This window comes from Acidicapsa dinghuensis, from assembly GCF_025685685.1.
In the GTDB taxonomy this organism is placed as follows: Bacteria; Acidobacteriota; Terriglobia; order Terriglobales; family Acidobacteriaceae; genus Acidicapsa; species Acidicapsa dinghuensis.
In genome coordinates, this window is record NZ_JAGSYH010000003.1 from 541,581 (window position 1) to 564,444 (window position 22,864).

The following is a 22,864-nucleotide window of genomic DNA, read 5'->3' on the forward strand; positions in this document are numbered from 1 at the left end:
ACACTAGACTCCGTGACTTCGACGCTCTTTTCCCAGCAATCCGGCTCCGGACTCCTCATCGCCCACTGTGACGGCGGCTCCCGCGGCAACCCCGGCCCTGCCGGTTACGGCGCCGTCATTGAGGACTCCAAGGGCCAAATCCTCGCTCGCCTGAGCGAATACATAGGCAAAAAAACCAACAACGTCGCCGAATACTCCGGCCTCATCGCCGTCCTCGCCTGGACTCTCGAAAATAGCCACACCGCCCTCCGCGTCATCGCCGACTCCGAGCTCATGGTCAAGCAGATGAAGGGCCAGTACAAAGTAAACAGCCCCGACCTGCGCCCCCTCTGGATCGAAGCCCACCGTCTCGCCAACCAGCTTGAGCGCTTCGAAATCGTTCACACCCTGCGCGGCGGCAACAAAGAAGCCGACCAGCTCGCCAACGACGCCATGGACCGCGGCATGGGCCGCACCCCGGCTCCCGCGCAAACCCCCGCGAAACCTTCCGCGCCAACGTCAAGTCCCACTAAGGCAGGTCCAGCGGCAGGTTCCAAATCCTCAACCGAGACCAAACCTCGCCTCGTCTTGGAAGGCTTCGTAAAAAACGGCGTAGTCCACCCCCTCGGCGGCGAACTCCCCGATGGCATCTTCGTAAAAATCATCCGCGAGTAGATTTCCCCTTACAATCCACCTATAGTAAGGAAAGCGGGGAAAAGTAAGGGACATGGCGTCAGCAACCGTCACTTCCAAAGGTCAGATCACCATTCCAGCCGAGGTACGTAGCGCTCTCGATCTGAAGCCTGGGGACAAAATTGATTTTGTGAAGGTAGGGGACCGCGATTTCCGCCTTTTCGCTCGGACCGGTTCGGTGAAGCGATTGAGGGGAATGTTTGGCAAATTCCCTAGAACCATCTCTATAGAAGAAATGAATGAAGCTATAGCAGAACGAGGATCGCGCCTGCGTTGATTGCACTCGATACAAACATTCTTGTTCGCTACATTATGCAAGATGATCCTGCACAATCGCCCCGTGCAGTCAAACTCATAGAATCTCTTACACCCGATAGTGCCGGTTTCGTGCCTCTCATCTGTTTAGTCGAGCTATATTGGGTTCTTGACCATACCTACAAGCTAAGCACTGCTCAAATAAGCGAGGTTCTGGAAGCTCTGCTTACCAGTGATTCACTCATCGTCGAAGACCACCTTCGCGCGGAAATGGCCTTCCATCGATATCAATCCAGCAATGCTGATTTTGATGATTGCCTCATCGCTGAGGCGGCATTTGCAAATGGCTGCAATCAGATCTTCACCCTCGACAAGAAAGCTGCCAAAGCCCTCAACATGACGTTGCTAACTTAGCTTGAAACAAAAACAAAGACGGCGACCCATCTACCCGGATCGCCGTCTTCTCAACGAAGCTATTCGAATTGTCGAAATATCAAAACGCCAGCAGTCTTCCAAACAGCGCCCTATACTTCTTCAGCGCCTGACGCATCTCCTCCGTCGAAATATTGCTCCCGTTTTCCCACTGTTTCTCGAGCTTGTTCCGTTCCTGCGCAAACTGTTCTTCAATCCGTTGCACCACATTCGCCACCAGCGAGTCAGCATTGCGTACCGCCTCCCGTGGCTCATCCACAAACGATGCCTGCACCTGATCCCACTGTTCGCGAAAACTTTTCAGTTCCGCATCCGCAAATAACGGACCAGCGAAATCCGAGTTGGCATAGTCCGCATCCGTGTAACTTTTCTTCCCCGGCGCCACATCTATATCTTTACCGGCCACATCTTTGCCGGGTTGATAACTTTCTTCCTCAATTGCCACCGCCGAACTCGTCCAGGTCTCAGAGTTCGCCGGATACGCAGTATTCGTAGCTGGATACGGGGTATTCGTCTCTTCGAGTCCTTCGTTTTTACGACGCAATTCGTTCATGCACACCTCCTCGTTTCTCGCCTGCCGGCGTTTCGAGCAATTCCTCGAAAAGCGAACGATAGTAAACCATCGCCTGCCGCATATCTTCCGTAGTCGCCTGCCCTTGACTGTGTCTGCCAACAATCACGCGGGCTGCGCGATAGTTCTGGACCACCCGCGGATAACTCACCGAAATATCCGCCGCTCTCTGTTCAAAATCCGTCATCGGGTAACCACGCGCCGTCATCAGCGCCGTCACTAGGCTGTCCGCTTCCATCACCGCCATCGCCGGATCGTCTACAAAGCGCCGCTGCACCGCGGCCCATTCGTTGACGTACCGCTCACGATCAGCCATTGTCAAATGCCGAATCGAAAACTTCGACACGCGCTTTTCGCGTTCCGCAAGCAGTGCTTCCGCCTTGCGCGCATCGCCTTGCTGCTGCACTACCCGGTCATATTCGGGACCGAACTTCTGCCGCAACTTTTCGCCTCTGCGCTTCCGCTCGATCAGCCAGCCAACGAGCACAAGCAAAACGACGACAACTACGCCAATCGCAATAAGAGTGCCCGGCTGCATAAGAGTGTTTGTGTCCATGGCTCCCAACCTTTCGTGCATTGGGATGCCGTACAAACGCAAGAGATTGCCTGCGATCTCAGATACCCTGTTCGCTTTTGACCAGTAGATATGCGGATAAAACACGGGTCAGACAAATACAAATCGGCAACGTTGCGCTGGCAAGTTTGGCATTCAACAAGTGTTGTTCGCGATCTATACCGCATCGGGTACCCATATCTACGCGCGTTTTTTTTCGCGGAGATGTGGGAATCACCTAAGTTCTCACACTCTACACTCACACTCGTAAATACGTCCGGTACCGTTCCTCATGGATCTCCGTAAACGGCGTAAGCACCAGCGGTCCATTCCCCGACTGCGCCATCCAGATCGCCTGCCCCTTCATCCGCTGCGCCCCCAGCAACTGCTCCCGCGTCACCTTCGGATCATCCTCCGTCAGCGCAAACAACACCAGCGGACCGCGCACCAGCGCCACCGTCTCCGGATGCGAAGCCTCAATCGCCTCCAACCGCATCGGCATAGGCAAGTTCAGTTCCACGCGGTCCCCATCCTTCCACTTCCGTGAAATGGAAGCAAACCCCTTCACCACCGAGACCTGCACCGGAAATCCGTTCACTTTAATTTGCGTCTCTTCCGCGCCCTGCGCCCACTTCGGAATCCGCAGCCGCATCGCAAAGTTCTCGCCCTTCGAAGCCTTCAGCAGAAACTCAACACGCCCATCCAGCGGATACTCCCCCGTCTGCGTCAGCTCCAAATGCGCCCCATGCGGCCCCGTCCACTTCAGCGTAGACGGCAGATACAGATTCACCCACAGCCCCTCCGCACCGCGAAAATACACCGAGATCCGGTAGTCCGCCGCCACCTGCGGCAGCGTCCCCGAGCAGCAAGGCCACCGGTCATCGTGGTAATACTTCGTCGCCGTGTTGCTGTAGTCCGAGTAGTAGAAAGAGTGCCCATCCGCCAGCAGCGGCTTCGCCCCCAGCACCGTGTTATAAAACACCCGCTCCATGCTGTCGCCATACTGCCCGTCGCGTGTCACCCGCAGCAGATACCGCGTCAGCTTAAAGTGCGCATAACTCCCGCACGGAGTCTCAAAGCTATGCTTGATCTTCGTCAGGCTGTCATACAGCGCTCCCGAGTTAGGCTCCCGAAAACTCTCATCCGGACCCCAGCCGCCCGTCGCAAAACTCTGCGTCGTCACAATCATCTCGTGCGCATTCACCGCCGCCCGCAGATGCCGTTCACTTCCATCGCTCAAATACGCCTGCATCGCCGAGCTAAGCGCATTGCAAAAGCTGTAAGCATGATGCCCCGGCAGTACATTCTTCCCATCGCTCAGCGGATAGAAGTATGTCTCATTCAGCAAATACTTGGGAGCCATCACGTGATACCGTTCGCCCGCCCCGCGCTGCCAGGCCAGATATAGGTTCTCCGCCAGCGTATACGGCTCATCCCAGCAGTAGTCGTCCGTCGTGTTGTCGCCCACCGCGGCACGCCACTTCCGCTGCACTTCATCGCGATCCATGGCCTTCGGCTCCAGATGCTGCACCGCCGCATCCGTCGTCTTATCCAGCAATCGAAACGCGCTCTTCGACCCCGCAAACTCATGCGCATCGATCAGCCCGATCACCATCTTGTCGTAGTCGTATGCAGGAAAACGAAAATTCTTATAGAACTTGTCCGAGATCGCCGGCTCATACAACTCCAATAGCCGATCCATCTTGGTCTTAGTCGCCGCATCGCCCGTTGCCGCATATCCCCGCGCCAGTGCCGAAACCCACTGCCCAAACGTCTCTGCCGGCGCAAACCCATGTCCATCCTTACGCAGCGGACCGGGCACCTCGTCGTACCATCCACCCATGTCCGGCCCCGGAGCTGGCAATCCCGCCCGCAGCCTCCACGGCTTCAGCAGTGCATCCTCATCCATCCCCAGCAAGATCGACTGCGTCGCCTCTAACTGCTCCTGCGGTTTTCCCGGCGACAACCGCACATCTCCATACCCAAACAACTCCAGCGGCTTAGCTTCCGTCTCCGCCTCCAGCCGTGCACCTACTCCAACGCCAACTGCCGCAACCGCACCCGCCTTCAGAAACTCCCGCCGATCCATGCACATCTCCCTGCCATCCAATTCGCTTTAGGCACACTTATGGTAAGTCTTCCACCCGAACATAGCAGCCTACTTTCCGTCCACCCCTAAGCTTCAGACCAGGCATTCGGCGAATAGGTCGTTGTTCACTGTCCACTGCCGGCTGATCCCTGTTCTCTGGTCCCTTCGTCCCTGTTTTTATTCCCTAAACCCTCAACTTCCACTAGACTCGTTCTAAGCATCGCAGTAAACGCTTTCTCCTCAAAGCCATCAAAACCCATGACCGCCCGCCCAGCAAAAAAGAAGACCGCCACCCGCACCCCGCGCCAGCCCGACAGGCCCGAGCGCACCGACATTCGCACCATCGCCCGTCTCGCCAACGTCTCCATCGCCACCGTCTCCCGCACCATTAACGGCGTAACTACTGTCGATCCCAAGCTCTCCAAACGCGTCTGGGACGTCGTCGAAAAGCTCGACTTCGTTCCCAACACCCAGGCCCGCGCCCTCGTCTCCGGACGCAGCAAGATCCTCGGCCTCATCATTTCCGAGATCACCAATCCCTTTTTTCCGGAGCTCATCCAGGGCTTCGAAGACATCGCCGTGGACAACGGCTACGAGATCCTCGTCTCCTCCACCAATCACGATCCCCAGCGCATGTCGCACTGCATCCGCCGCATGCTTGAGCGCAAGGTCGAAGGCGTCGCCATCATGACCTTCGGCATCGAAGAGCCCCTGCTCGACCAGTTAGCCAAGCGCAAAGTCCCTATGGTCTTCATCGACCACGGCCCCGACCGCGCCGGCATCAGCGTCCTTAAAATCGACTACCACCACGGCATCCGCCAGGCCGTCCAACACCTCGCCGCACTCGGCCATCGCAGCATCGCCTTCGTCAGCGGACCGCACCATCTCCACTCCGCGCAATCCCGCCTCGCCGCCTACAACAAATCCATGCAGGAGTGCGGCATCCAGCCCCTCTCTGAACAGATCGCTGAAGGCGACCACACCCTTGAGGGCGGCGGCGCTGCCATGGAAAAACTCTTGGCGCTCAACCCGCTCCCCACCGCCGTCGTCTGCTCCAATGACCTCACCGCCATCGGCGTCCTGCACAAGCTTTACCGCACCGGACTTAAGGTGCCCGACGATATCTCCGTCATCGGCTTCGACGACATCCACATCGCAGAGGTCATGATGCCTCCGCTCACCACCGTCCAGATGTCCCGCGCAGACATCGCCAAAGCCGCCTTCGAAGCCCTCCGCAGCCACGTCGAAGCCACCGACTCCAAACCCGCCCCCCGCGAATACAAAGTCCCCACCCAGCTCATCGTCCGCGAATCCACTGGCTTCCCTCGCGGCACCATGACCCACCTGCGCAAGAAGACGTAAACGAGCGCTATGACACGAATTCGCCACTGGGTTAAATACAGCCTGAGAAGTACAGTCTAAGAAGCGATTCTTGCTCTGCCTCGCGCGGTACGACGCCATTCAAAATTTCAAGAAAATTGCTCATTCGGTCAACCAGGTCATCAGGCTCTGAATGAACTTGGTCGTGCAGAATGCAGATGACTGCTCGAATTGCGCATACTTCAGGATCATCGAAGCTCGTGGTCCGCTTCTTTTTATCCAATTCCCGCCAGCATTCTGATAGTGCTTGTTGCACGGAAACTGTCCCCGCTTCTTGTCTCAAGTAAGATTTGGCAGTCTGTAGCGACTCAAAGGCAATCCGAGGCAATTCGCTTTCGATGAGAGATGCACATTCCACCATGAAAGGCAAACACGCCGCGGCGTACCGGCTAGGTTCACAATTCGTCTCAATATCGTTCAGAATCAGGTCGAGTTTTCGTCCGCCGTTTGCCATCGTGACTGCGTCGCATCTCCATCCATGGCATCATCAAGAAATCGTCGGATACCGAGCCTATCTCTATCAAAATTTCGCTTCGTCTGCGTCGCCGCTCTAAGACTACCCTACTCCGCTCAACAACCAATCCCCCAGTCGGGTGGCTGTAGATGATCAAGACGTTGTTCCATCTGAAAGATCAGATCAAGCAGTCTTACGGTCCGAAGGGTGGTGCAAAAGGCGGAGCATAAACACGCTCCTTGGAAATACTTACGACCGATTTCCGCTTTCGCACCGCCCCTACTACTGTCAATAATTTTTTTTCACAGAAGTGGAACAACGTGTTGAAAGATCACAGGTGCCCACATCTCGATTTTGAGATGTGGGTACCATTACCGCCTGCATCTCCGAGGACACACCTTCGCGCATAAGCGCGAACTGGAGGGAGCAGGGGTATTCACGCCCCGGGAAAATGGCTCATACAAAAAGCAGCTTCATCCGCAGAGGATGCTGATTTGATAATTTCAATATTTCAACTATTATCGAAATATGAAGGCAGCGAAGGCCAAAGAAACGGACGAACAAATCTCCCGCTACGCCGACATGTTCTCCGCTTTGGGCACGGAACCGCGGTTACGCATCATGCGCCTTTTGCTATCGGCCCACCCTGACGGCATGATCGCAAGCGACGTCAGCAGGGAAATCGGCCTCTCCGCATCGAATCTCTCCCATCATCTCGAAAAGCTCAAGCATGAGGGCCTCGTCAACGTACGCCGCGAAGGAACATTCCTCTGGTACTCCGCCAATGCCGACGCGCTGCGCGAATTGCTCGGCTTTCTCTACGCCGAGTGCTGTACCCGCAATAAAGCCGTAGAACCGAAAGCAATCGCCCTGTGCTGTTAGCAACGCGGGTGGGAAGAGAGACGATATGGAAATCAGGGAAACGGTAAAAGAAAAATACGGTGAAGCAGCGCGGCGCGTAACTTCCGGAGGCAGTTCGTGCTGCGGCGCGGCTGCCGCGCTTGAAAACTGTTGCGACCCCATTACCTCAAATCTCTACGATGCTTCGCAGACTGGCCTGCTTCCCGAGGAAGCAGTACTAGCCTCACTAGGCTGCGGAAATCCCACCGCTCTCGCCCAACTGAATCCCGGCGAAACCGTCCTCGATCTTGGCTCTGGAGGCGGCATTGATGTGCTTCTCTCAGCGCGGCGGGTTGGGCCATCCGGCAAAGCCTACGGCCTTGACATGACCGATGACATGCTCGCCCTTGCCCGCGAAAATCAACACAAGGCAGGCATCGAAAATGTCGAATTTCTAAAAGGCGAGATCGAACACATTCCGCTTCCCGGCGATTCAATCGACATAATCATCAGCAACTGCGTCATCAATCTCTCGATCGACAAGGATAAGGTATTGCAGGAAGCCTTCCGCGTCTTGAAACCCGGAGGCCGCTTCGCCGTATCCGATGTAATTACACGCGGTGAGGTCCCCGAGGACGTACGGCAAAGCATGCTGCTCTGGGTCGGCTGCATTGCAGGTGCTCTTCAAGAGCAGGATTACATTTCAAAGCTGCAGCAGGCTGGCTTTACCGGCATCAGCATCGAACCAACGCGTGTTTACAACATCGAAGATGCGCGCATCTTTCTGAACGGACAAGGAATTGACGTCGATGTAATTGCCCCGCAGGTTGAGGACAAGTTCATGAGCGCGTTTGTTCGCGCGATCAAGCCTGCGCCATCTTCTATTTCAGGTCACTGCGCATGATATCGGCACGACGCATCGCTGCTGAGGCCATCGGAACTATGTTTCTACTGGCCGCAGTCGTCGGCTCCGGCATCATGGCCGAACGCCTCGCCGGAGGGAACGTGGCCATCGCCCTCCTCGCAAACACCTTTGCGACCGGAGCAATGCTCATCGCGCTCATTCTCACCTTCGGCCCAATCTCCGGTGCGCATTTCAATCCAGTCGTAACTCTCGCAGATGCCGCGCAGGGAGGTCTTGCCTGGCGCGAAGTGCCGGGCTATCTCGCTGCGCAGATTGCCGGAGCCTTCGCGGGTGTTGCGATGGCGCACCTCATGTTCGGCGAACCAATATTCAGCTTTTCACACCACGCCCGCGCAGGAGGATCTCAGGTCTTCAGCGAGTTCATCGCAACCTTCGGCCTACTCTGCGTTATCTGGGGCTGCGCGCGGCTGCGCTCGTCCGCCGTTCCATTTGCCGTCGGCGCTTACATCACTGGCGCCTACTGGTTCACAGCCTCAACATCCTTTGCCAATCCCGCAGTGACATTAGCTCGGTCGGCAAGCGACACCTTCGCCGGAATCCGGCCCACCGATGTTCCGGGCTTCATCGCAGCGCAACTGATCGGCGCGGCAGCAGCAACAATCTTGTTTCGCTGGCTCGTACCGTCAATACCCAAAGACGCGGCCGCTGTCGTTCTTCCTCACACTTCTAAATAAAGGATCATCTATGAGCGATAAGAAACCTGTCGATAAAAAGCGCGTACTGATACTCTGCACCGGAAATTCCGCCCGCAGCCAGATGGCCGAGGGGCTGCTAAGGCACGATGCCGGAGAGCGCTTCAACGTCGAGAGCGCCGGCACCAAAGCCAGCCTCGTGCGTCCCGAAGCCATTGCCGTCATGCAGGAGATCGGCATCGATATAAGCAAGCATCGCTCGAAAAACGTCGATGAGTTTGACGGCCAGCCCTTCGACTACGTGATCACAGTCTGCGACAACGCCCGCGAGACCTGCCCAGTATTCTTCCACGCAGCGCAAAAACTGCATCACAGCTTTGAAGACCCCGCAACGGTGACCGGTTCTGAAGAACAGCGGCTGGCGGCATTCAGGCGCGTACGCAATCAACTGCGCGACTACCTACGCGAGTTCGATAACTCCGCCGCATAACCTACCAAATCTGGAACCTCGTCCCCACCGGCACACCCGTCGACATCCGCCCATGACAAAGCTCAACCAATCAGCAGCGAAACCCCAACCCCGCATGCTAAGGTAAAAGAGTCAAAGGGAGTTCCAGATGGATATCACTTCGCCATATTTCGTAGTGCCGGTGATGGGCGCATTGTTCCTGGCATGTATCTTTTGGGCAACGCTCACCGGCAAAAAAAACGACCACTCGCACCACTAGAGACACGTCCTGTCCGCAGCCCCCTGTTACCCCGCAAGCTGCACTTGCGACCCAAATTAGAGATTCGGCTGCGAAGCCGTTCCCGCATCCTGCTTCCCATTCGGCTTAGTCGCCGCCTTCGGATCGCCAGTCGGCTTCGCATCTCCGCCCGTTCCGGCCGATGCATCTCCCAGTCCCGGTACAGTATCTCCACTCTTTGGCGTCGCAGGCTCCGTCTTTGTCGAATTCGCTGACGTTGCCAGCGCCGCTCCCTCTACGCCGTTCGATCCCGCAAGACTGCCCGTCGGCGAAGCAACCGGCAAGTTCAGCGTCTGCACTGTATCCGGATCATCCCGCAGCTTAAAGTACAGCGTTCCCGTCATCCCTGTCCGTGAAACATTCGGCACCGTCAGCGCCGTCCCGGTGAACTGCGGCGGCACATCCACCGCATTCGACATATCTGGTACCGTCCCCACCGACGTAATCAGAAACAGGTTCGTCCCTGTTAACAGGCACGGTTTTGCCAGACTCCGTGGGCAGCGCAGCTCCTTCGCCGTCGGATTCCCCGTAAAGCCCGGCAACCGCACCAGCGTTCCCAGCGGCACCCAGTCTCCGCTCACCCCGCCCGCCGATACCGCGCGAAACTGAATCGGCCCAAACGCCGAAGCTCCAAACCGGTCCAGCGGATCGAGCGAAGCCACCGCCGTGTGCGCATCCTCCAACAGCAGGCTTCCATCTGCCAGCGACAACGTCGTGGAAAAGCTCCCATCCTCCGCCGCAACTTCGATCTTCTCCGCGCGCGGGAAATTCGCCGGCACCTTCGATCGGACAAAGAACACCACCCGGCGCTGCAGCGGCAAATCATCCGGGCTCCCAAGCTGCACCGGCTGCGGAGCAGCTTCATCCTGCGTCGGCTGCTGCACTCCCTTGCTCAACAGCTCCACCTGCGGCCTGGGCCGCTCCACCGTCGCAGGCACGTGCAGCGTTCGTCCATCGCGCAGCGTCACGCTGGCAATGTAGTCATCCCCCGGTTTCAGCGTCGCCGTCGATCCCGTCGCAGACATATCCAGCTGATCTTCATCCTGCACGCGGTTCAGCGCCGAAGGTGCAAACGAAATGCCCGCCAAATCGGCCGTCTCCACCTCGTCCAGCCGCTTGCCCTTCAGCAGCGCCAGCTGGTCTCCGGCGCTCAGCGTCAGATGATCGATCGCCGCCGCCTCCGCATATCCACGCAATGACAGCTTGTCCGGCACAGCCATGCCGTACTGCTTCACCAGCACCGACACATCGCCTGGCGCCGCGTCCTTCATCGGGACCGTCATCTCCAGCTGCTCCGGCTTCGGCGACTTCCAGGCCAGCTTCACCGGATTCGCAATCGTCTTGCTCGCCGCTGGCGGAATATCCGCCTGCACTTCCTGCACGCACAACGTACTCTCGCCCTGCAGATGCAGCGTGTCCTCGCGTCCCGTAATCAGCGCCGTGTGGTCGCCCGACGCAATCGTCCACTTGCCCGGATGCGGCGACACCAGGTTGAACTTAGGCCCTGCAAACGTATCGAATCCCCAGCTCCCGCGCAGCTCCGCCGTCGTTTCCGCTTCCGGCAACGCAACCAAAGGCTTATCCAGAACAAATCCGCCCTCTATCGCAAACGGTTCCACCGGTATATCAACACCCGAGCTCGACGCTACGCCGACTCCCGCACCAACCGTTGGCTTCAGAACCGCGTGCTCCTGGCCATCTCCCGCACTCTGCGGCGTCTGCGCTTTCGTATCGATATGCAGATACAGGTTGTGCGCCATCGCCGTCGAATACACCAGCGGCGCACCTTCCGCGTTGAACACCAGCTTGGGCTTCGTCGAGCAGTACGTCGGTACAAAGTTCGCCGGTGTGACCGCCGACGAAGCGTCTGCCTCGCTCGCATGCATAGCCGGCAGTTTCGTAGGTCCAATCGGCGGCAGCGCCACCACAATCACCGATTTTGGATTCCGGAATGAAGGCGCCACATTCAACCGCAGATTCAGCGTATCCTCCTGCGATTTTTGCGGCAGCGCCAGCGCCGGAATGTACTGATACTTGGCCGTGTGGATGCTGCTCAGAATCTTCGCCATGTCGACAATCGCGCCGACATACGGGCTGTAAACGCCGCCACCAAACGTTGTCGAGTAGCTCAACTGTGACATCATGTCCGCAGCCGAACCATTCGCCATCTGGTTCACCATCGACTGCGCACCCGAGTCATCCAGCACCATCCCGTCCGGATGCTGCGTCAGGCAAGGCGCCTGCTGTTCCGACGGCTTGTCATAGCACTGCGAATCAACCTTGATCCCCAGGCTGCGCGCCGCCAGCTCGCTTCCCTCTTTCAGTGCCTTCGTGTCCGTCGGAGGAATCGTCTTCACCTCCGCCAGATACTCATCCAGCCGTAAACGGTCCCAGCTCGCCTGCTGCAGATCCTGCCCCGCACGAACGAACGTACCCGGCCGGTCGTGCACCGTCTTCCGCAGCGTGTCAAAATCTCCCGAAGTCTCCGGAGCCAGGAAAATCAGCGCCTGCTGCGCTTCCTGCGGCACCGTAACAAATACGCCTTCCTGCTTCACTTCGCGGTTCCACGTCTCCACCCGTCGAAACCAATCCGGAGGCGGAGGATTCGTCGCTCCGCGCAGAAACGCCACCACCAGCACGAAGTGCGCCGACTGGCTATCCGGCAAATCGGGATGAATCCACAAACGGTCGCCCGGCAGTAGATTGGGAACCTCTGCAATCGGCAGCGTCACACCATTCCGCTGCACGTGCACATCGACTTTAGGACCGGTTAGATCAAACGGAGGGTTATCCGCGAACGCAGTTCCCAGAGCGGCACTCGAAAAGAGAACTAGAAAAACAACCATAAGCCGGAAAGAAAAGCAGCGCCACATACTGTTTATTGTACGGATGTGTAAACCTCCCGTGCTGTTTCATTTTTCCCATATCGGTAAACGAGTATTTCCGTATATTCGGAAACGAATATTTCCGCATATTCCCTTAAAACCCTCCGCACAGCTCTTTGTTTCGTTGATTTCCCTTCGTTTTTTGATTTGGTCAAAATTGAATTTACTTTTATTTCATTACAGACCTTCACTTCGTATCTTCTTTGATAGAGTCTGGCTCACATCGTATGTTCGCGCTAAGATCATGGGAGAGTTTCATTTGCGCGATTCAGTCCCGCAGTAGCTGACTCATGCAGCTGACGCCGCGAGGATTGTCGGTACTCATCTCACCGGAGCTGTTAACCGGAACGGTTTTTGTGCGCGCAAAAGACTGCTTGGAGGATTGAGATTCGCATCCGCATGTCGGATGCTTGACGAAAAAAAATAAACTGGCGTACATCAAGTGACGGGTTTCATCCCGGATTTACGCTTCTTATATTGTGGACGTTTTCGTGCTTTCCCCCAAAGCGCGGTCCAGAATCAAGAGACTCACCCAAAGAATGACAAAGCAGGTAGAAGTAGTGCCGCACTCAGTCGGCCTTCCTTATAGCGTCATCCCAGGTAATGAAAGCTCCTATAAGAGCACTATCGATGGGAACGTAAAAAAGGCGATAGAGCCGCGAATATGGAGAAAGCCATGAAAGCGATACAAAGTAATGCAGTACAAGAGTTAGACAATCTGACCGTTCCGGAAGCTGAAGAGATTATTGAAGAAGCTCTCGAGGAACTATCCTATTCCACCGACCCGGGCCTATCCCGCGCGCTCCGCTTCCTCGCGCCTGCGGGTTATCAGGCCATCGTCGAGTTGTGTGGAGAAAATGGCCGCAGCAAGCGCCGTAATGCGCAGGCCTCCACCTTCAATCCCGAAGAGGATGAAATCCGTATCTACTTCGAACGCATCGACGGAACCGAAGAACACGAACGCGCAGGCGCAGCCCCTCGCAACGGACGCACAGCACGCACCACGCACGCATTCGACGAAGCCGTCATTACCGATCCTCCCGCGGCTCTCCCGGCGGATATAGACGACCGCATCCGCGAGCTCTGCACCACCCTCGCCGAAGCCGAACGCGGCGGCCACGCCTTCATTGCGCTCAAATGGTTCCGCGACTCATTCCTTCCCCGCAAGACCTTCAACTGGAATCAGACCCCGGAATCTCGTCAGATGATCCTCGCCGAAGCTATCCTTCGCGGAGTCGTCCTCACCAGCAAGATTCCCAATCCCAAGACTCCGGCGTACCCCACCACCACCATCCGGCTTAACCGTGCAGAGGCAAATGTACCCGATGAAACACAGCGTTTCCGTCCCATTGCCATTCAAGGCGAGGCTTTCAGCATCAGCATCGAGCAAGACAGCCTCGATCAAGATAGGGAGGATATGTGAAGTGTTATTTCCTTGACTTCACCGCCTTTGCCAAGCTCTTCGTGCAGGAGCCTGGCACCGCGGCCATCATTCAGCTCATGGAGTCGACCGAAGATAACCGCAAGCTCATCTCCGCCGGAACCCCACTCGAGGTTTACGCGGCGTTGAAGCGCCAGGAACGCGCCGGCTCCATCAATCTGGAGGACGGCGAAGCAGCACGCTCTATCCTTCGCATAGAAGCCGCGCGCATAGTCCAACAGCCACTCAATCCGGCTGTCCTCGAAGCGGCGCGCCAAAGCCTTGACCGTCACGAGTTGCGTTGCACCGAAGCTTTGCAGCTTGGCGCAGCCATCGTGGCGCGCGAAATGTTTCAGGGAATGCAGATCGTCTTCGTAAGCTCAGACGCAAAGCTGCTCGAAGCTGCCGGAGAATCAGGATTTGAAGTAATGAATCCGGTGGAATACGCCGCCTGAGGCAATTTCCGTCAATTCATTGAGTGAGCACTCCCCCGCTCCACTCGATAAAATCGCCCGCGCTCGACCCGCTTAAGCCGATTTCTTTCGAAACAGCTCATCATTCTCTTTGCAGCCGCAGCTTGAGCAGCTCAGGCAGCAATAAATCAGGACTCCAGCGCCCAGCGTAATCACCACCGCCAGAACGGTTCCAATCGACGTCATCCAATGTACCAGCGAGTGCATAATTCCTGACTAAGCCGGCTCCGAACATCCGGCTAGTTTCAACCTGCCTGCAGAGTTCAACCCAAGGATGTACAGAAAGTCTCACGTGGAAACTCTCACGTCAAGTATTACATCGGTGCTTCCACTGAAACTTTAGACGTAGGGAGTGGAAAAGTAGTTGTGTTTTGGCGAAAATAAGGCGAAAATAGAACAGAGGATTTCGCAATGGCCACGTTTGCGCATCCCGTCCCTCCCCCAGCCACCCGCCGCCTTGTCACGCAGCAGCCTGAGGTCAATTGGCTCTTTCTCGACCTCAATTCCTATTTCGCCTCCGTCGAACAGGAGGTGCGCCCTGAGCTGCGCAACCGCCCTGTCGCCGTGGTGCCTTCTCTCGTCGACACCACTTGCTGTATCGCCGCCAGTTACGAGGCCAAGGCCTTCGGCGTCAAGACCGGGACCATGGTGAAGGAAGCCAGGGAACTCTGTCCCAACATCATCTTCGTGGAAGGCCGCCACGAGCTCTATACCGAGTACCACAAGAAAATCGTCGCAGCCGTCTGGACCTGCATTCCGGTCACATCCATCCGCTCCATCGACGAAATGGTCTGTCAGCTCATCGGACAGGAACGCCCCCTGTTGGCCGCCATGGATCTCGCGAAGCGCATTAAGCAGGCGATCCGTGAGCAGGTGGGCAGCACGCTGCGTTGCTCCATCGGTCTGGCCACGAATCAGTATCTGGCCAAAGTCGCCACCGACATGGACAAACCGGACGGCCTTATCGCGCTGACAAAGGATATTTTGCCCCAGGCACTGCCCACTCTTGAGCTGCGCGACCTGCCCGGCGTAGGCGCGCGCATGGAAAAGCGGCTTAACGACAAAGGCATCCACACCATGACTGACCTGCTCGCAGTCCTGGAGCGCGACCATGGCCGCGAGCAGGCTGGCGAACTCTGGGGCTCTGTCTGGGGTGAGCGCATGTGGCACTGGCTACGCGGCGACGATCTGGTAGAGGAAGACCGCGAATGCGCCAAATCCATGGGCCATCAACACGTGCTGGCGCCAATCTTCCGCACTCCCGAAGGCGCATGGGCAGTGGCGCACAAACTGCTGCACAAAGCAGCCATGCGGATGCGCGGTGACAATCTCTGGGCTTCGCGCATCAGCCTGACCATCGCCTTTCAAGGCAGGACGCGCATGAAAGGCTCATCACCATTCGGACCGGGTCGTTCGGAAAGCTGGTCGGCAGAGATGCGGCTACTGGAGTGCCAGGACAATCCCACGCTGATTGGCGCATTGCTCCGGCTATGGAATTCGCGACCCAAAGATCGCGAACACCAGCAGCCCTTCTTCGTAAGCGTGACACTAAGCGATCTCGTTCCCGACGAACTGCATTCGCTGACCCTCTTCGACTCACAGGACGGAACCAGCGAACGTCTGCGCCTCGCAGCCGCAATGGATACGCTCAATCACAAGTACGGCATGAGCACCCTCGCCCCAGCCGTCATGCTCAAAGCCTTCGAGGCCGCCCCCACTCGCATCGCCTTCCGCTCCGTACCGGAGATCTTCGACCACTCGAAAAAAGGCATCAGCCTGCGCCTGTAACGCAGCCTCCACGAACACACGTCGTCCAATTCGCCTAAAAATCTTCGTGAAATGCCACTTCACCGGCCACCGCCACCTGGTAGGCCGAGACGCGCCGTTCAAAGAAGTTAGTCAGCTCTTGAACATCCTGTAACTCCATGAAATCAAACGGGTTCTTCGATCCGAAGATAGGCTGCATGCCCAGCCGCACAACACGCGAATCCGCTACATATTCCAGATACTGCCGCATCTGCTTCACTGACAAACCAGCCACTCCACCCGAAAGCAGATCCTCCGCAAACTGCACCTCGCAATCCACAGCCTCACGCAACATCGTCACCACATCCCGCTCAAGCTCGGCGTCAAAGAGATGCGGATGCTGCTCCCGCACAATACTCACCACTTCAAACGCGAATTCCAAATGTGCGCTTTCGTCACGAAAGACCCAGTTCGTTCCAGCTGCGAGGCCATTGAGCAATCCCCGTGATCGCAGAAAATACACATAAGCAAACGCAGCAAAGAAAAACAGCCCTTCAATACAGCCGGCGAAGCAGATCAGATTGAGCAGAAACTGCTTCTGATGTTCTTCAGTGCGGAGTTCGTCGAGTTGCTGGATAGAGTCCATCCACTTCATGCAGAAGTCGGCTTTTTTGCTGATCGAGGGGATGTTTTCTACTGCAGCGAAAGCGGCGGCACGAGCGTCCGGGTCGGGCACGTAGTTGTCGAGCAGCGTCAGGTAGAACTGCACATGCACTGCCTCTTCAAAGAGCTGGCGCGAGAGATAGAGCCGGGCTTCGGGTGAGTTGATGTGCTTGTAGAGATTGAGCACGAGGTTGTTGGAGACGATGGAGTCGCCGGTGGCAAAGAAGGCAACGAGGCGCTGGATGAGGTGCGTCTCGGCTGGCGTCAATCGCGAGCGCAGGTCTACCAGGTCGGTCGAGAAGTCGACTTCTTCAACGGTCCAGGTGTTCTTGATGCCATTTTTGAACATGTCGAAGAAGACCGGGTACTGCATAGGGCGCAGGGTGAGCGAGAGGCCGGGGTCGAGGATGCTGTTCGGGGCTTTGGTGGACATTGAGAACTCCTGATCTTCTTTGGAAATTGCTCCACGTGGAACATTTTTGATGCGGGAAATTGCTCCACGTAGAGCAATTGCGAACCCAGGTCTCAAAATCGAGACCTGGGGCACCCGCTTGATTGGTACTTCGGAATTGCTCCTCGTGGAACACTTTTGGGCGAACGGTAATGGGTTTGGCGAGGTTTGTTGGAAATCGCCTGATTTCAGATGCTTGCAATTGCGTACAATTTTGGGTGTTTGTGCCTTGTTACAGCGAATGGAAAGTTGCTCCACGGAACGCGGTGTGGAGCAATTTCCTGTGGAGCAATTTGGCTACTGGCAGGCTTCGCAACTGCCGGGGTTTTCGAGGGAGCAGGCTATGGCCTGGCTGGCTGTGTACTGCGGTGCGGGCGGCGCTTCCGCGGCCGGACGGGCCGCATGTGCGACGGTTGTCTTGGAGATCTTGGTTGCGGGACGCGAGCGCAGGTAGTAGGTGGTCTTGATGCCGCGCTTCCAGGCGTACATGTACATGCTGCTCAGGCGGCCGATGTTGGGCGACTCCGAGAAGAGATTGAGCGACTGGCTCTGGTCCAGGTACGCTCCGCGATCGGCGGCCATGTCGATGAGCGAGCGCATGGGAATCTCCCAGACGGTGCGGTAGATCAATTTCAGTTCGGCGGGGATCTCGGCGATGGACTGGATCGATCCCTCGGCGAGCTTGATGCGTGTGCGCATCTCTTCCGACCACAGCCCGAGCCCCTTGAGCTCGTTCACAAGGTAGCGGTTGATCTGCATGAATTCGCCGGAGAGCGTCTCGCGCTTGAAGAGATTGGAGATCTGGGGCTCGATGCACTCGTAGCAGCCGACGATGGAGGCGATGGTTGCTGTCGGCGCGATGGCGATGAGTAGCGAGTTGCGCAGGCCGTGCTTGGCGATGCGAGCTTTCAGCGCGTCCCAGCGTGCGGCGTCCGTCGGCTTCACACCCCAGAGATCGAACTGCAGCTCGCCCTTCGCAGCGCGAGTTTCACCGAAGGCTTCATGCGGACCGCTGTGCTCGGCCAGCTCGCACGATGCGGAGAGTGCGTGGAAGTAAATCTCTTCCTGAATGCGGGCCGAGAGCTCGCGAGCTTCCGGGGAATCGAAGGCCCAGCGGAGTTGGAAGAAGACATCCTGCAGGCCCATGAGGCCGAGGCCGACGGGACGCCAGCGCGAGTTCGATCCGGCTGCCTGCGGGATGGGATAGAAGTTGATGTCTATGACGCGGTCGAGCATGGGCACGGCGTGGCGCACGGTGGCGGCGAGTTTGTCGAAGTCGAACTTGCCATCCGTAATGTGGCGGCCAAGATTGATGGAGCCGAGATTGCAGACGGCGGTTTCGGCCTTTGAAGTGACCTCGGTGATCTCGGTGCAGAGATTGGAGAGATGCACGACGTTGCCGGGATTGCCGATCTCGTTTGTGCCGGTCTGGTTGCACTTGATGTTGCAGGCGTCTTTGAAGACCATCCAGCCGTTGCCGGTTTCGGCGAGTGTGCGCATCATGCGCGCGTAGAGATCGCGAGCCTTGATCTGGCGCTTGTAAATCTTCTTCGCTTCGGCTTCTTCATAGGCAGTCTGGAAGGCTGGACCGTAAAGATCGGTCAGGTTGGGCACATCTTTGGGATCGAAGAGCGACCACTGGCCGTCGGCTTCGACGCGCTGCATGAAGAGGTCGGGAATCCAGTTGGCGAGATTGAGATTGTAGGTGCGACGGGCCTGATCGCCGGTGTTATCGCGCATTTCGAGGAAGCTCTCGACGTCGGCGTGCCACGGCTCGAGATAGACGCAGCATGCGCCTTTGCGCTTGCCGCCCTGGTTGACGGCGGCGACGCTCGCATCGAGGGTGCGGAGCCAGGGAACGATGCCATTGGACAATCCGTTGGTGGCGCGGATGAGGGAGCCTTCGCTGCGGATGCGATGGAAGGCGAGGCCGATGCCTCCGGAGAACTTCGACAGCAGCGCGACCTGCTTGTAGGTGTCGTAGATGGAGTCGAGCGAGTCGGACGGCGAATCGAGTAGGTAGCAGCTCGACATCTGGCTGTGCTTGGTGCCGCTGTTGAAGAGGGTCGGCGAGCTTGGCAGATAGTCGTGTGAAGCGAGCAGGCGATAAAAGTTGACGGCCTCGTTTACGGTTGTGGACAACCCTGACGAAACGCGGAGGAAGAAGTATTGCGGCGTCTCGATGACCTGGCGGGTGATGGGGTGGCGCAGCAGGTAACGGTCGTAGACGGTGCGCAGGCCGAAGTACTCGAAGCTGTCGGAGTAGCGGTCGTCGATGGCGGAGTTGAGCTTGCGCGCGTTGGCGGCGACGAACTCGGCTGCATCCTTGGAAACGACGCCTTCGCGCGCGCCGAGCTCGACGGACTGTGAGAAGGAATAGATGTTCTGCCCGGCGACTTCTTTGGCGATGGTTTCGAGCAGGAGACGCGCCGCGAGGCGGGAGTATTCCGGCTCCTCGGCGATGAGCGAGGCGGCGGTCTGGATGGAGATGGAGTCGAGCTCGCGGGTGGAGGCACCGTTGTAGAGGCCGCCGATGGTCTTGCTGGCTACGCGGATGGCGTCGACGTGGGGCAGGCCAGCGCAGCAGCGCTCGACGGCGCGGACGATCTTGTTGACGTCGACAGGCTCGTGGGCTCCGGAGCGCTTGCGCACCTGCATCTGCGGCGCGGCTTCGGCGGGTGGAAAGTTGGGATCGAGCTCGGTAAGGCTGGCCTGCTGGGCGGCTGGCCGGTCGGGCTCGAAAGCAGAATCGAAAGCGGGTTGCAATGTTGCGGCCATTGGGGAGGGGGTCCTTTCCGGTACAGGTAGAGCAAAAATCATCAGACCGAAAGGAAACGAAGACGGACCAGTGCCTGGAAAAACCAGCCAGAAGCCGCCCGGCCTTCCCCTCGGAGGCGGTTGCGTATCTCGCGTTCGCCTGGAACGCGTCTCCCGGCAGGTCTTCGGACTTGCAGGCTTGCCTACTTGCTCCAGCTTCCCAGCTCTTGCCGACCGTTGGGAGGATCGGGCGTTCGCCAGTGCTTTTGACCTTTGCAGGCCTGGAGGGTTCGTTCCTGTTTACCGCTGCGGGGCAGTTCCGGAGTTGCACCGGATTCCCTTTTCAGGTGAATCGGAGGATTCACCACCGAAAGCAGTTTCGACTATATCGCGGGTCTGGTGGCTGGTCAACGTCTATATGTTGGGGTGGGTGTGGAAATGGGTACAAGTGGGAAATGGGAGTGTGGAGTGTGAAAAGCGGAGGAAGCGGGGGCATGGGCCTCCCGCAATAGAATTCGAGAATCGAGGATATATCCATGCTTCGCGATTTCTTGGAGTCATTGCGGCCAGACAAGGACCTTCTGTTATCGGAGATTTCAAAGCATATTAGTGACGATATGCTCGCGAAGATTGCGCTAGCTGACTATGGCCAAGACCAAGAGCAGCATTTCGCAGCACTTCGATTGCTTCGAGATAAGCACATCTTTGCTGAACCGATGCATTGGTACCCCTGCGAGGTTCTAGAACTGGTTCGCTATTCCGAGCCGGACGGCAGCCCGGAGCCGGAGCGGGAAAAGGAACATTGGATTCGCGCATTCTCGAGCGCAGCACTACTTCGTGCGATGCAATCACCTTGGAACTACAGCGCCGATGGGGCGAGCCCGAGTCTCAGCTTGATCCAGTTAATCGGCAGTCTTGAGGCGCTGCCGATTAATTTCAGTGGAAGCGCGGTTCGCTTTCTTGCGTGGATGATGCTGCATCCTAATCTTGAACAAGGAGACGAGCAGCCGATTTACTACGGCATCGCCTTGTTGTGGCTCGCACTACGCATCCCTGATCTTCCCTTCGATCAGGACCTTTTAGAGCTTGCGGAATGGGTTGTCCGGCGAGAAGCCGAGATTCGCGAAGGATGCCCTTGGGCGTTTGATCGATGGCTGCTTGGCATTGCACATGATCCACCGCCGTCTAAGTGGGAGCCGCTTGGCACAAGGCTCGCCAATCTGGATCTCAGCGGTCGATCAAGGGAATTACGAAATTGGATAAAGCTCATTGGACTGGAACTGGCTGGACAGTCGTTTTCAGGGGCATGAATGCCCCTGCTCCCTCCCGGTTCGCGCTTTGCGCGAATATGGCTCGTCTTAAGAGCGATGAGGCTGCGCTGAAACTGGAGAATCTGTGGAGCTCAACAACTTCAATAGATCAGGCTGCTTTATCCCGTCGGTTTGGACGACGTGCCAGCCGTTCACATCTTGCCATTGCGCGTACCAATACCGGTACGAGTTGCCATCGGGTATGTAGGCCATTAAGCTGCCTCTCTTGTCCTTTTCCGATTCACCGCTGTACCAAACCAACAGCGTGCCGGGAGCAATTTCTGAGGCCTTCCTTCTTAAGGCATGCCTGCTTCGGATCTTTTGATGGATTGGCGATCCTGCGTCTACTTCCTCGTAATACGGTGCGGTGAATCGACGCTGTGAAACAACTCTGTTCGGAACGAACGGCGGAATTCTCGTCCCGCTTCCCCGATAGAACGCAGCGACATGCGGTATCGGCAGGCCAGAAAATCCTAGCCATTTTTGCCCGAACCAGTTGTCGACCTTGATCACGATCAGGCTTTCCGGCTTCTCATTGCGAAGCAGTCCCTCGATTACTTCGTTGACCGCAGCCACGAATCCCACAGCATCGTTTTCTGACGCTTCAATGCGCATGTGAACAAATATCCCATGAATGGAGAGTTGTTGAGTATCTCTGCGCGAAAAAGCAATCATTTGGATTCCGCTAGATCGGTGGTGACTACAAGGAAGGCCCGCGGCTGAAGCCGCTTTCTTTTCCGGGCTGATTTTTCAGGGGCATGAATGCCCCTGCTCCCTCCGGTTCGCGCTTTCGCGCGAATGGGGTTTGTTGGTGGAACCGCCTGGGCGGAATCCCACTCATTCGGCAGAGTGCGCCGAATGAATGGGGTACCCCGGTGATGGTGATTCGGGCGAAAAGCAGAGACAACAGCAGATCCCCTTCGGGGATGACAAACAAAAAAGCAAGGACAAAGGCAATGGACACTCCAGTGGCCGTTAAACTCGGTGGCCATTGAACATCTCTGCGCGAAAAAACGTATGGCTTTGCATCCCGATAGACCGCTGGTTGCGGAATAGAGAGTAGAAGCGCATGAGAGAGCCGAGATGGCAGCCGGATTTCGAAGAGTTAGTGGAGGAGCACCAGTCGATGGTCTTCTCGCTGGCCTGGCGAATAACCGGCGACCGGGGACTGGCGGAGGAACTGGCGCAGGATGTGCTGCTGGAACTGGACCGGAACCTGGGCAAGATGAAGTCGGCCGAGCATGCGCGCTGGTGGCTGCGGCAGGTGACGATGCATCGCTGTGCGGATGCATTGCGAAGGCGCAGGACGCGGACCACCAGTCTTGGCACCGATGTATGGGTGGAGCTTGAGGAACGGCACGTGTTGATCGAGCCATTCGATGAGGATGGTCCATTGAGCGCGCGGATTGAGGAGTTGCTTGCGGGTTTGCCGGAGTCGCAGAGGGCAGCACTGGTGCTGCGATACCAGGAAGAGATGACGCCGGAGGAGATTGCAGCGATGGTGAAGTCTCCGTTGGCGACGGTGAAAAGCCAGTTGCAGCGCGGGTTGAAGCTGTTGCGGGCGAGAGCCGGGGAAACCCTGAAGGAGTATGTGCGTGGAGCATAGCAGG

21 protein-coding genes and 1 riboswitch are annotated in these 22,864 nt (G+C 57.3%); of the genes, 13 read left to right on the forward strand and 8 right to left on the reverse strand.

The genetic code is table 11. From position 1 onward, the window contains the following. Nucleotides 1-12 precede the first annotated feature (12 nt). Genes OHL22_RS10620 through OHL22_RS10625 form a run of 3 tightly spaced genes read left to right on the forward strand, consistent with a single transcriptional unit; the run spans nt 13 to nt 1,341 of the window. A complete protein-coding gene (locus tag OHL22_RS10620) occupies nt 13-654 on the forward strand; it encodes a reverse transcriptase-like protein (RefSeq protein ID WP_263336674.1) in 642 nt (213 codons plus the stop codon). 52 nt (nt 655-706) lie between these two features. Beyond that, nucleotides 707-949 carry an AbrB/MazE/SpoVT family DNA-binding domain-containing protein gene (locus OHL22_RS25020; RefSeq protein ID WP_377819458.1) on the forward strand — a complete coding sequence of 81 codons (243 nt, stop codon included), beginning with the start codon at nt 707-709 and terminating at the stop codon, nt 947-949. After that, complete coding sequence (locus OHL22_RS10625) at nt 946-1,341, forward strand: PIN domain-containing protein (RefSeq protein WP_263336676.1); 396 nt, start codon at nt 946-948, stop codon at nt 1,339-1,341. Before OHL22_RS25020 ends, OHL22_RS10625 begins: the two co-directional genes overlap by 4 nt. Nucleotides 1,342-1,420: 79 nt before the next feature. On the opposite strand, the gene OHL22_RS10630 is transcribed toward OHL22_RS10625, so the two are convergent. From OHL22_RS10630 to OHL22_RS10640, 3 genes are all read right to left on the reverse strand, one after another. Beyond that, nucleotides 1,421-1,912 carry a hypothetical protein gene (locus OHL22_RS10630; RefSeq protein WP_263336678.1) on the reverse strand — a complete coding sequence of 164 codons (492 nt, stop codon included), beginning with the start codon at nt 1,910-1,912 and terminating at the stop codon, nt 1,421-1,423. Beyond that, on the reverse strand, nt 1,893-2,486 hold the full coding sequence (locus tag OHL22_RS10635) for a hypothetical protein (protein ID WP_263336681.1): 594 nt from the start codon (nt 2,484-2,486) through the stop codon (nt 1,893-1,895). Before OHL22_RS10635 ends, OHL22_RS10630 begins: the two co-directional genes overlap by 20 nt. A gap of 256 nt (nt 2,487-2,742) precedes the next feature. Continuing rightward, a complete protein-coding gene (locus tag OHL22_RS10640; RefSeq protein WP_263336683.1) occupies nt 2,743-4,572 on the reverse strand; it encodes a glycoside hydrolase family 127 protein in 1,830 nt (609 codons plus the stop codon). 258 nt (nt 4,573-4,830) lie between these two features. Between OHL22_RS10640 and OHL22_RS10645 the strand changes: the two genes are divergently transcribed. Further along, nucleotides 4,831-5,934 (forward strand): LacI family DNA-binding transcriptional regulator, encoded by a 1,104-nt coding sequence (locus OHL22_RS10645; RefSeq protein ID WP_263336684.1) that lies wholly within the window; start codon nt 4,831-4,833, stop codon nt 5,932-5,934. Nucleotides 5,935-5,965: 31 nt separating this feature from the next. On the opposite strand, the gene OHL22_RS10650 is transcribed toward OHL22_RS10645, so the two are convergent. Further along, nucleotides 5,966-6,406 (reverse strand): hypothetical protein, encoded by a 441-nt coding sequence (locus OHL22_RS10650; protein WP_263336686.1) that lies wholly within the window; start codon nt 6,404-6,406, stop codon nt 5,966-5,968. 528 nt (nt 6,407-6,934) lie between these two features. On the opposite strand from OHL22_RS10650, the gene OHL22_RS10655 reads away from it, so the two are divergent. Genes OHL22_RS10655 through OHL22_RS10670 form a run of 4 tightly spaced genes read left to right on the forward strand, consistent with a single transcriptional unit; the run spans nt 6,935 to nt 9,293 of the window. Beyond that, nucleotides 6,935-7,288, forward strand: coding sequence for an ArsR/SmtB family transcription factor (locus tag OHL22_RS10655; RefSeq protein ID WP_263336688.1), 354 nt, complete (start codon nt 6,935-6,937; stop codon nt 7,286-7,288). Between the two features lie 25 nt (nt 7,289-7,313). Continuing rightward, the gene (locus OHL22_RS10660; RefSeq protein ID WP_263336690.1) at nt 7,314-8,150 is read left to right on the forward strand and encodes an arsenite methyltransferase; all 837 of its coding nucleotides are present in this window, start codon (nt 7,314-7,316) and stop codon (nt 8,148-8,150) included. Beyond that, nucleotides 8,147-8,845: an MIP/aquaporin family protein gene (locus tag OHL22_RS10665; protein ID WP_263336693.1), complete on the forward strand. Its 699-nt coding sequence runs from the start codon at nt 8,147-8,149 to the stop codon at nt 8,843-8,845. The genes OHL22_RS10660 and OHL22_RS10665 overlap by 4 nt, the downstream gene beginning before the upstream one ends. Nucleotides 8,846-8,855: 10 nt before the next feature. Next, a complete protein-coding gene (locus OHL22_RS10670) occupies nt 8,856-9,293 on the forward strand; it encodes an arsenate reductase ArsC (protein ID WP_263336696.1) in 438 nt (145 codons plus the stop codon). 294 nt (nt 9,294-9,587) lie between these two features. Here the strand turns inward: OHL22_RS10670 and OHL22_RS10675 are convergent, their stop codons facing one another. Beyond that, on the reverse strand, nt 9,588-12,296 hold the full coding sequence (locus tag OHL22_RS10675; RefSeq protein WP_263336698.1) for a hypothetical protein: 2,709 nt from the start codon (nt 12,294-12,296) through the stop codon (nt 9,588-9,590). 814 nt (nt 12,297-13,110) lie between these two features. Between OHL22_RS10675 and OHL22_RS10680 the strand changes: the two genes are divergently transcribed. From OHL22_RS10680 to OHL22_RS10690, 3 genes are all read left to right on the forward strand, one after another. Continuing rightward, the gene (locus OHL22_RS10680; RefSeq protein WP_263336701.1) at nt 13,111-13,857 is read left to right on the forward strand and encodes a hypothetical protein; all 747 of its coding nucleotides are present in this window, start codon (nt 13,111-13,113) and stop codon (nt 13,855-13,857) included. Continuing rightward, on the forward strand, nt 13,854-14,309 hold the full coding sequence (locus OHL22_RS10685) for a type II toxin-antitoxin system VapC family toxin (protein WP_263336703.1): 456 nt from the start codon (nt 13,854-13,856) through the stop codon (nt 14,307-14,309). Before OHL22_RS10680 ends, OHL22_RS10685 begins: the two co-directional genes overlap by 4 nt. A gap of 429 nt (nt 14,310-14,738) precedes the next feature. Then, nucleotides 14,739-16,115, forward strand: coding sequence for a DNA polymerase Y family protein (locus OHL22_RS10690; RefSeq protein WP_263336706.1), 1,377 nt, complete (start codon nt 14,739-14,741; stop codon nt 16,113-16,115). A 34-nt stretch (nt 16,116-16,149) separates the two neighbouring features. Here the strand turns inward: OHL22_RS10690 and OHL22_RS10695 are convergent, their stop codons facing one another. Both OHL22_RS10695 and OHL22_RS10700 read right to left on the reverse strand, forming a co-directional pair. Continuing rightward, nucleotides 16,150-17,169, reverse strand: a complete 1,020-nt coding sequence (locus OHL22_RS10695) for a ribonucleotide-diphosphate reductase subunit beta (RefSeq protein ID WP_263336709.1) — start codon at nt 17,167-17,169, stop codon at nt 16,150-16,152. Between the two features lie 315 nt (nt 17,170-17,484). Continuing rightward, nucleotides 17,485-19,965: a ribonucleoside-diphosphate reductase subunit alpha gene (locus OHL22_RS10700; protein ID WP_263336711.1), complete on the reverse strand. Its 2,481-nt coding sequence runs from the start codon at nt 19,963-19,965 to the stop codon at nt 17,485-17,487. Between the two features lie 138 nt (nt 19,966-20,103). Then, a riboswitch (cobalamin riboswitch) is annotated at nt 20,104-20,331 on the reverse strand. Between the two features lie 149 nt (nt 20,332-20,480). On the opposite strand from OHL22_RS10700, the gene OHL22_RS10705 reads away from it, so the two are divergent. Continuing rightward, on the forward strand, nt 20,481-21,254 hold the full coding sequence (locus OHL22_RS10705; RefSeq protein ID WP_263336716.1) for a hypothetical protein: 774 nt from the start codon (nt 20,481-20,483) through the stop codon (nt 21,252-21,254). A gap of 48 nt (nt 21,255-21,302) precedes the next feature. On the opposite strand, the gene OHL22_RS10710 is transcribed toward OHL22_RS10705, so the two are convergent. Beyond that, nucleotides 21,303-21,869: a hypothetical protein gene (locus OHL22_RS10710; protein WP_263336719.1), complete on the reverse strand. Its 567-nt coding sequence runs from the start codon at nt 21,867-21,869 to the stop codon at nt 21,303-21,305. A 454-nt stretch (nt 21,870-22,323) separates the two neighbouring features. Between OHL22_RS10710 and OHL22_RS10715 the strand changes: the two genes are divergently transcribed. Further along, nucleotides 22,324-22,860, forward strand: a complete 537-nt coding sequence (locus OHL22_RS10715; RefSeq protein ID WP_263336722.1) for an RNA polymerase sigma factor — start codon at nt 22,324-22,326, stop codon at nt 22,858-22,860. Nucleotides 22,861-22,864 lie beyond the last annotated feature (4 nt).

Bases quoted from the DNA above. Each gene is read 5' to 3' on its own strand.
- OHL22_RS25020 (WP_377819458.1), top strand. From the start codon at position 707: ATGGCGTCAGCAACCGTCACTTCCAAAGGTCAGATCACCATTCCAGCC.
- OHL22_RS10630 (WP_263336678.1), bottom strand. From the start codon at position 1,912: ATGAACGAATTGCGTCGTAAAAACGAAGGACTCGAAGAGACGAATACC.
- OHL22_RS10635 (WP_263336681.1), bottom strand. From the start codon at position 2,486: ATGGACACAAACACTCTTATGCAGCCGGGCACTCTTATTGCGATTGGC.
- OHL22_RS10640 (WP_263336683.1), bottom strand. From the start codon at position 4,572: ATGGATCGGCGGGAGTTTCTGAAGGCGGGTGCGGTTGCGGCAGTTGGC.
- OHL22_RS10645 (WP_263336684.1), top strand. From the start codon at position 4,831: ATGACCGCCCGCCCAGCAAAAAAGAAGACCGCCACCCGCACCCCGCGC.
- OHL22_RS10650 (WP_263336686.1), bottom strand. From the start codon at position 6,406: ATGGCAAACGGCGGACGAAAACTCGACCTGATTCTGAACGATATTGAG.
- OHL22_RS10655 (WP_263336688.1), top strand. From the start codon at position 6,935: ATGAAGGCAGCGAAGGCCAAAGAAACGGACGAACAAATCTCCCGCTAC.
- OHL22_RS10660 (WP_263336690.1), top strand. From the start codon at position 7,314: ATGGAAATCAGGGAAACGGTAAAAGAAAAATACGGTGAAGCAGCGCGG.
- OHL22_RS10665 (WP_263336693.1), top strand. From the start codon at position 8,147: ATGATATCGGCACGACGCATCGCTGCTGAGGCCATCGGAACTATGTTT.
- OHL22_RS10670 (WP_263336696.1), top strand. From the start codon at position 8,856: ATGAGCGATAAGAAACCTGTCGATAAAAAGCGCGTACTGATACTCTGC.
- OHL22_RS10680 (WP_263336701.1), top strand. From the start codon at position 13,111: ATGAAAGCGATACAAAGTAATGCAGTACAAGAGTTAGACAATCTGACC.
- OHL22_RS10690 (WP_263336706.1), top strand. From the start codon at position 14,739: ATGGCCACGTTTGCGCATCCCGTCCCTCCCCCAGCCACCCGCCGCCTT.
- OHL22_RS10695 (WP_263336709.1), bottom strand. From the start codon at position 17,169: ATGTCCACCAAAGCCCCGAACAGCATCCTCGACCCCGGCCTCTCGCTC.
- OHL22_RS10700 (WP_263336711.1), bottom strand. From the start codon at position 19,965: ATGGCCGCAACATTGCAACCCGCTTTCGATTCTGCTTTCGAGCCCGAC.
- OHL22_RS10705 (WP_263336716.1), top strand. From the start codon at position 20,481: ATGCTTCGCGATTTCTTGGAGTCATTGCGGCCAGACAAGGACCTTCTG.
- OHL22_RS10710 (WP_263336719.1), bottom strand. From the start codon at position 21,869: ATGCGCATTGAAGCGTCAGAAAACGATGCTGTGGGATTCGTGGCTGCG.
- OHL22_RS10715 (WP_263336722.1), top strand. From the start codon at position 22,324: ATGAGAGAGCCGAGATGGCAGCCGGATTTCGAAGAGTTAGTGGAGGAG.